Annotated in this window: 5 protein-coding genes; all 5 read right to left on the bottom strand. The window is 65.5% G+C overall.

Annotated elements, in window-relative coordinates; translation table 11 throughout:
• Positions 1–139: 139 nt before the first annotated feature.
• On the bottom strand, positions 140–706 hold the full coding sequence (locus Q0K00_RS11260; RefSeq protein WP_297229585.1) for a serine/threonine protein kinase: 567 nt from the start codon (positions 704–706) through the stop codon (positions 140–142).
• Positions 699–1475, bottom strand: coding sequence for a 7-cyano-7-deazaguanine synthase QueC (gene queC / locus Q0K00_RS11255; protein ID WP_297229583.1), 777 nt, complete (start codon positions 1473–1475; stop codon positions 699–701). Before queC ends, Q0K00_RS11260 begins: the two co-directional genes overlap by 8 nt.
• Positions 1472–2284 carry a thermonuclease family protein gene (locus Q0K00_RS11250; RefSeq protein ID WP_297229580.1) on the bottom strand — a complete coding sequence of 271 codons (813 nt, stop codon included), beginning with the start codon at positions 2282–2284 and terminating at the stop codon, positions 1472–1474. The genes queC and Q0K00_RS11250 overlap by 4 nt, the downstream gene beginning before the upstream one ends.
• Before the next feature lie 219 nt (positions 2285–2503).
• Complete coding sequence (gene rpoD / locus Q0K00_RS11245) at positions 2504–4264, bottom strand: RNA polymerase sigma factor RpoD (RefSeq protein WP_297229579.1); 1761 nt, start codon at positions 4262–4264, stop codon at positions 2504–2506.
• Positions 4251–5243: toprim domain-containing protein (locus Q0K00_RS11240; protein ID WP_297229577.1), on the bottom strand; the 993-nt coding region annotated here is incomplete at its 5' end. The genes Q0K00_RS11240 and rpoD, both read right to left, overlap by 14 nt.

The following is a 5243-nucleotide window of genomic DNA, read 5'->3' as shown; positions in this document are numbered from 1 at the left end:
AAAAGCGCGGCGGGGGGGGGGGGGGGGGGGGGGGGGGCGGGGGACCCCCCCCCCGCGCGGGGGGGGGGGTTCCCCTTCCCCCCAAACAAGCAGCGAATAGCGTCACAGGCTCTGTGAGGGCCGTACGGGAAGAGGGGCCTCAGCTGTTTTCCGGCTGGATGTCGTAGCTGTCGAGCTTGTCGTTGAGCGTGCTGATGAGGAGGGCCATGACGGCCGCAAGGCGGGCTTGTACGGCCAGGGCTTCCGCGTGCGGCTGGGCCGCGCCCGTCCGGCGGTAGAAGAGGGCGGGGCAGCCCTGCGGGCCGCCCTGGGCCAGCAGGGGCATGTAGGCGGCAAAGGGGCCGTCCACGAAGCGATCAAGGTCCGCGCGGGGCGCGTCCTCGTCCGTCGTGCGGTCGTCCGGGGCGGCCTCGGCTCGCGGAGGGGCGGCGTCGGCGTTTTCCGGGCGCAGGAGCTGATGGGTCTGGCGCAGGTAGGCCAGCACCACTTCCGAGGGCGCATGTTGCATGAGGGCCGCCGTCACGGCGGCATGGACGAAGGCCCGCCATTCCGTGCACAGGGCGGCGGCGTCCCGCTGGAGCAGTTCGGGCGGGAAGCCGCAGTGCCGGAGCATGTGCAGGATGGCGTCCTGTTCCGTATTCAGGGCAAAGAGGATGCAGGCGGCCCGCACGCCTTCGGCGGCGCTGAGGCGGCGGCGTTCAGGCACGGGGCGCTCCCTGCGCGTCCGCGCCGGCGGCTTTGTAGGCGGCATAGCCGCGGGCGCGCAGGCGGCAGGCGGGGCATTCGCCGCAGCCGTAGCCCCAGTCGTGGCGGACGCCGCGATCCCCGGCATAGCAGGTGTGGCTCTCTTCCACGATGGCGTCCACGAGCGCCGTGCCGCCGAGCTGTTCGGCAAGCTGCCAGGCCCCGCACTTGTCCAGCCACATGAGCGGCGTGTGGAGGACGTAATGGGCGTCCATGCCCAGATTGAGGGCAAGCTGGAGCGCCTTGATGCTGTCGTCCCGGCAGTCGGGATAGCCGGAGGAATCGCTTTGGCAGACGCCGAGCACCAGATGGCGGATGTCGCGCCCGTAGGCCCAGATGGCCGCCTGGAGGCCGAACAGCAGGTTGCGGCCCGGCACGAAGGTGTTGGGCAGGCCGTCGGCGGCGGTCGCGCCGAGGGGGGCGGCGTCCGGCGTCCCGGTGGCGGTCAGCGCGTTTTCGCCGCACTGGCGGTAGGTATCCAGGGTCAGCAGCACGTCCTCACCCAGACGCTCGGCCCAGCGGGGCGAAAGGGCGGCAAGGGCCTCCCGTACCCGGCGACGGCATTCCAGCTCGACGTGATGCCGCTGTCCGTAGTCGAAACCGAGCGTCAGCACCCGGCCGAAGCGGGCAAGGCTCCACGCGAGGCAGGTGGCGGAATCCTGTCCGCCGGAAAAGACCACCAGCGCGGTCTCCCGCGCAAGGGGCTGCTGGTCGGAGCGCTCGCGCATCATTTTTCCTCCGCGTCAGGCCAGGGATTGGTGCGGCGCACCGGGGCGTATCCGGCCAGAAAAGCGTCCATGAGCGTGCCGAAATGCACACGGTTGCGCGGCTTGATGCGCTGCGCGTCCGGCGAGGCGGCAGGGAAGAAGCGTCGGCTTTCCTTGTTGCCGGTATAGCTCTTGAGAGCAACGGGCTGGGTGAGCAGCCAGGCCCACATGCCGCGCCGTTCATGAATGGCGGTCGCCTGAAGGGATTTGAGCCAGGCCTGATAGTCCGGATCAAGATCGGCATGGGGATAGAAGAAGGCGGCCCCGGCTTCCAGCATAAGGGCATTGAGGGAGCGCCCGTCCGGCAGGCAGACGTCGGCAATGAGCCGTCCGTATTTGTCCTGCTGTTTGTCGGAGGGCTGATAGAGGACGACATCCTGTCCGCGGGAAAGTTCGTTGAGCAGTTCGCGCGCCTCGCGGGCATAGTATTGCGGCTGTTTGCCGCGCCTGCCCATTTCCGGCGTGTCGATGCCCGCCAGCCGGACGGTACGGCGGCTGGTGAGCTTGAGGGTGTCCCCGTCCAGACAGGCGGCCACGGCAGCCTCCGGGGCGGCCGCATGGGGCGGCAGGACGGGGCGTTGTGCGGCGGGGACTTCCTGAGCGTCGGCAACGTCTTCGGGGGCGCTGTCCCGGGCGTCGGCAACAAGTGCCGCGCCGGACGGCGGGGCCTGATCCCGCGCCATGACGGGAGAGGCGCAGAGCAGGGCGGCAAGCAGGAGCGACAACGGCAGACGACGCAGCAGGCATCCGGGCAGGAAGGACGAAACGGACATGGGCAGCCTCTGGAGGTTGAAAGACGCTGTTCCGGCGGGTCGGCATGCCGGAAAGACCTTGGCCGAAAAGGCGCTGCCGGGCTGTTTCGGCAAGGGCCTGCCGCGTTCGGCGAAATCCCGGCACGTCCGCCGTACGCTTTTCCGGACTGGGCGTCCGCCCCGCCGCATACGGCCGCTGAGGCGCTTCGGCAGGGACGGACGACCGTCAGAAAGGACGCATCAGTTGTCGTAATAGGTGCGCAGGGTCTGGCTGCGCACGGGATGGCGCAGCTTGCGCAGGGCCTTGGCCTCGATCTGCCGGATGCGCTCGCGGGTGACGTTGAAGAGGCGGCCCACTTCCTCAAGGGTGTGGTCGCTCTTTTCGGCTATGCCGAAGCGTTTGCGCAGCACCTGCTCCTCGCGGGGGGTGAGGTCGGCCAGCACGGCGGCGAGCTGCTCGCTGAGCTTGGTGTTGATGACCTCTTCGGCCGGGGCCACGGCCTTCTTGTCCTCGATGAAATCCCCGAGGCTGGAATCTTCTTCGTCACCGATGGGCGTTTCCAGCGAGATGGGCTCCTTGGCGATCTTGAGCACCTTCTTGACCTTTTCCACGGGGTATTCCATGCGTTCGGCTATCTCCTCCGGCGTGGGGTCGCGGCCCAGTTCCTGCACGAGGTAACGGGAGGTGCGGATGAGCTTGTTGATGGTCTCGATCATGTGCACGGGGATACGGATGGTGCGGGCCTGATCCGCGATGGCGCGGGTGATGGCCTGCCGTATCCACCAGGTGGCGTAGGTGGAGAACTTGTAGCCGCGCTGGTACTCGAACTTGTCCACGGCCTTCATGAGGCCGATGTTGCCTTCCTGGATGAGGTCGAGGAACTGCAGGCCGCGGTTGGTGTACTTCTTGGCGATGGAGACCACAAGGCGCAGGTTGGAGCGGATGAGCTCCTGCTTGGCGCGCATGGCGGCCGTATTGCCGCGCTTGATGCGCCAGAGCACTTCTTCCAGATCGTTGACGTTGTGGCAGCACTTTTCCTGCAGACGCTTGAGGATCTCGATCTTGCCGAGGATCATCTCCTTGAAGGAGAAGAGCTCATCCACGGAAAGGCCGAGGTCGCGCGCGGCGTCGTTGGGATTGACCTCGCGTTTTTCCAGACCGTCGAACACGGCCTGGATCTCCTGCTGGGTGCGGCCGGTGGAAAGGATGTAGGCGGAAAGATCGCGCTGGCAGTTGTGCATCTGGCGGACGTAGTCCTCCACCGTTTCGATGATGCGGTCGATAAGGGTCTTTTCCAGCTTGATGTCCCGCAGGCGGGTGACGATCTCTTCCTTGTAGCTGATGATCTCCTTTTGCGTGGAGGTCACGCGGCGCTCAAGGGTGTTGCAGTCGTCCAGCTTCTTGTAGATCTTGCGTTTTTTCTTGTAGACGGCCTTGATCTCGTCCAGGAGGAGGATGACGCGCGAGCGCTGGTTCATTTCGTCCTCGCTGGGGTCGTCCTCCTCGATGGTCTTCACCACGTCCTTGAGCTTGATACGGTTCTGGCGCAGGTCTTCGCCCACGTTGATGAGCTCTTCCACGGCCACCGGCACTTCCACCAGGGCGTAGAGCACATCCTGTTCGCCCAGCTCGATCTTCTTGGCGATGACCACCTCGCCGTCGCGGTCAAGCAGGGGCACGGCGCCCATTTCACGCAGGTACATGCGCACGGGGTCGGTGCTGCGGGAGGAGTAGTCCGCGGATTCCTCGTCATCCACAAGGTCGAGGTTGCCCACATCGTCGTCGTCCACTTCGGTCGGCGTGGCGGCAATCTTCTTGCCTTCCTTTTCCGAATCGACGATGACGATTTCCAGCTCTTCAAAGATGCCGATGATCTCCTCGAAGCGGGTATTCATTTCCACGGGCAGGGCCTTGGTGACCTCGTCAAAGGTCAGAAAGCCCGAATCCTTGCCCTTGGCAATGAGGGATTGTATCTGCTGGATTTCCTTAAGATTGTTCATTCCGCTTCTCCCTAGTTTCCTGCAACGCGCGAAGATACTCCAAATCCGCCGCAAAGTCACCTGTGCCGACATTTTTTTGTAAGGCAGCGGAAACAGAGGACTTTTGCGCGGAAGCGTAGTAGGCGTCCAAGTGCTCTTTCAGGCACTGGAATTCGTTATCGCCCGAATCAAGCGGGGCGGCGTGCGGGCCTTCGCGCTGATCGAACCAGAATTTTCTCTGTCGCTCATTGAGATGATAGGGCGCCTCTTCCGGCCCCCATTGCTCAAGAGCATCCCAAAACTCGCGGGCCGATGCCGACTGCAGGGCAAGGTCCGCGCCGATGTTCCGCAAATCGTTGAGGCGCTGCGGATAGCGCACGGCAAAAAGCATGATCTGTACGTCGCGCATGTTCCGGCGTTGCCGTTCCGCCGGGCGGGCGGCGGGGGGCTGTCCCGCCGGGCGGCGCAGGGTAAGGCCCTCGCGCAGCAGCTCCTCCGAAAGCTGCAGATGGGTGGCCAGCCGCGAGGCGTACTGACTGAGCAGCTCCGGCACCTCCACCTGCGCAAGGAAATGGCGCGCCCATTCCACGGTCTCGCGCGGGGCCAGCGTGCGCAGCACGTCCACGCAGAAGCGCAGGCCGTCCGGAGCCTTGTCCAGCAGGGCCTCGAAGGCCTCCGGCCCCTGCGCGCGCAACAGACTGTCGATGTCCTCACCGTCGGGCATGAGCACCACCGTGCAGGCCAGCCCGCGGGTCAGCAGCATTTCGCAGGAACGCAGGGCCGCCTTGCGTCCGGCGCGGTCGCCGTCAAACAGCAGCACCAGCCGGGAGGTGAAGCCGGAAAGGCGCTTGATCTGCTCCGGGGTGAGCGCCGTGCCCAGCACGCCCACGGCGTTGTCGTAGCCGAACTGGTGCAGCGTGAGCACGTCCATATATCCTTCGGTCAGAAGCGCCTTTCCTTTAGTGGTGATGCCCTTGCGGGCCTGCGCCAGACCGTAGAG

Origin of the sequence: uncultured Desulfovibrio sp. (assembly GCF_944327235.1) — a bacterium.
In the GTDB taxonomy this organism is placed as follows: domain Bacteria; phylum Desulfobacterota; class Desulfovibrionia; order Desulfovibrionales; family Desulfovibrionaceae; genus Desulfovibrio.
The sequence above is the reverse complement of the archived record's forward strand: the minus strand, read 5'-3'. Positions and strand labels throughout refer to the sequence as shown.

Coding starts and splice junctions, on each gene's coding strand:
- queC (WP_297229583.1), bottom strand. CDS start 1,475: ATGATGCGCGAGCGCTCCGACCAGCAGCCCCTTGCGCGGGAGACCGCG.
- Q0K00_RS11250 (WP_297229580.1), bottom strand. CDS start 2,284: ATGTCCGTTTCGTCCTTCCTGCCCGGATGCCTGCTGCGTCGTCTGCCG.
- rpoD (WP_297229579.1), bottom strand. CDS start 4,264: ATGAACAATCTTAAGGAAATCCAGCAGATACAATCCCTCATTGCCAAG.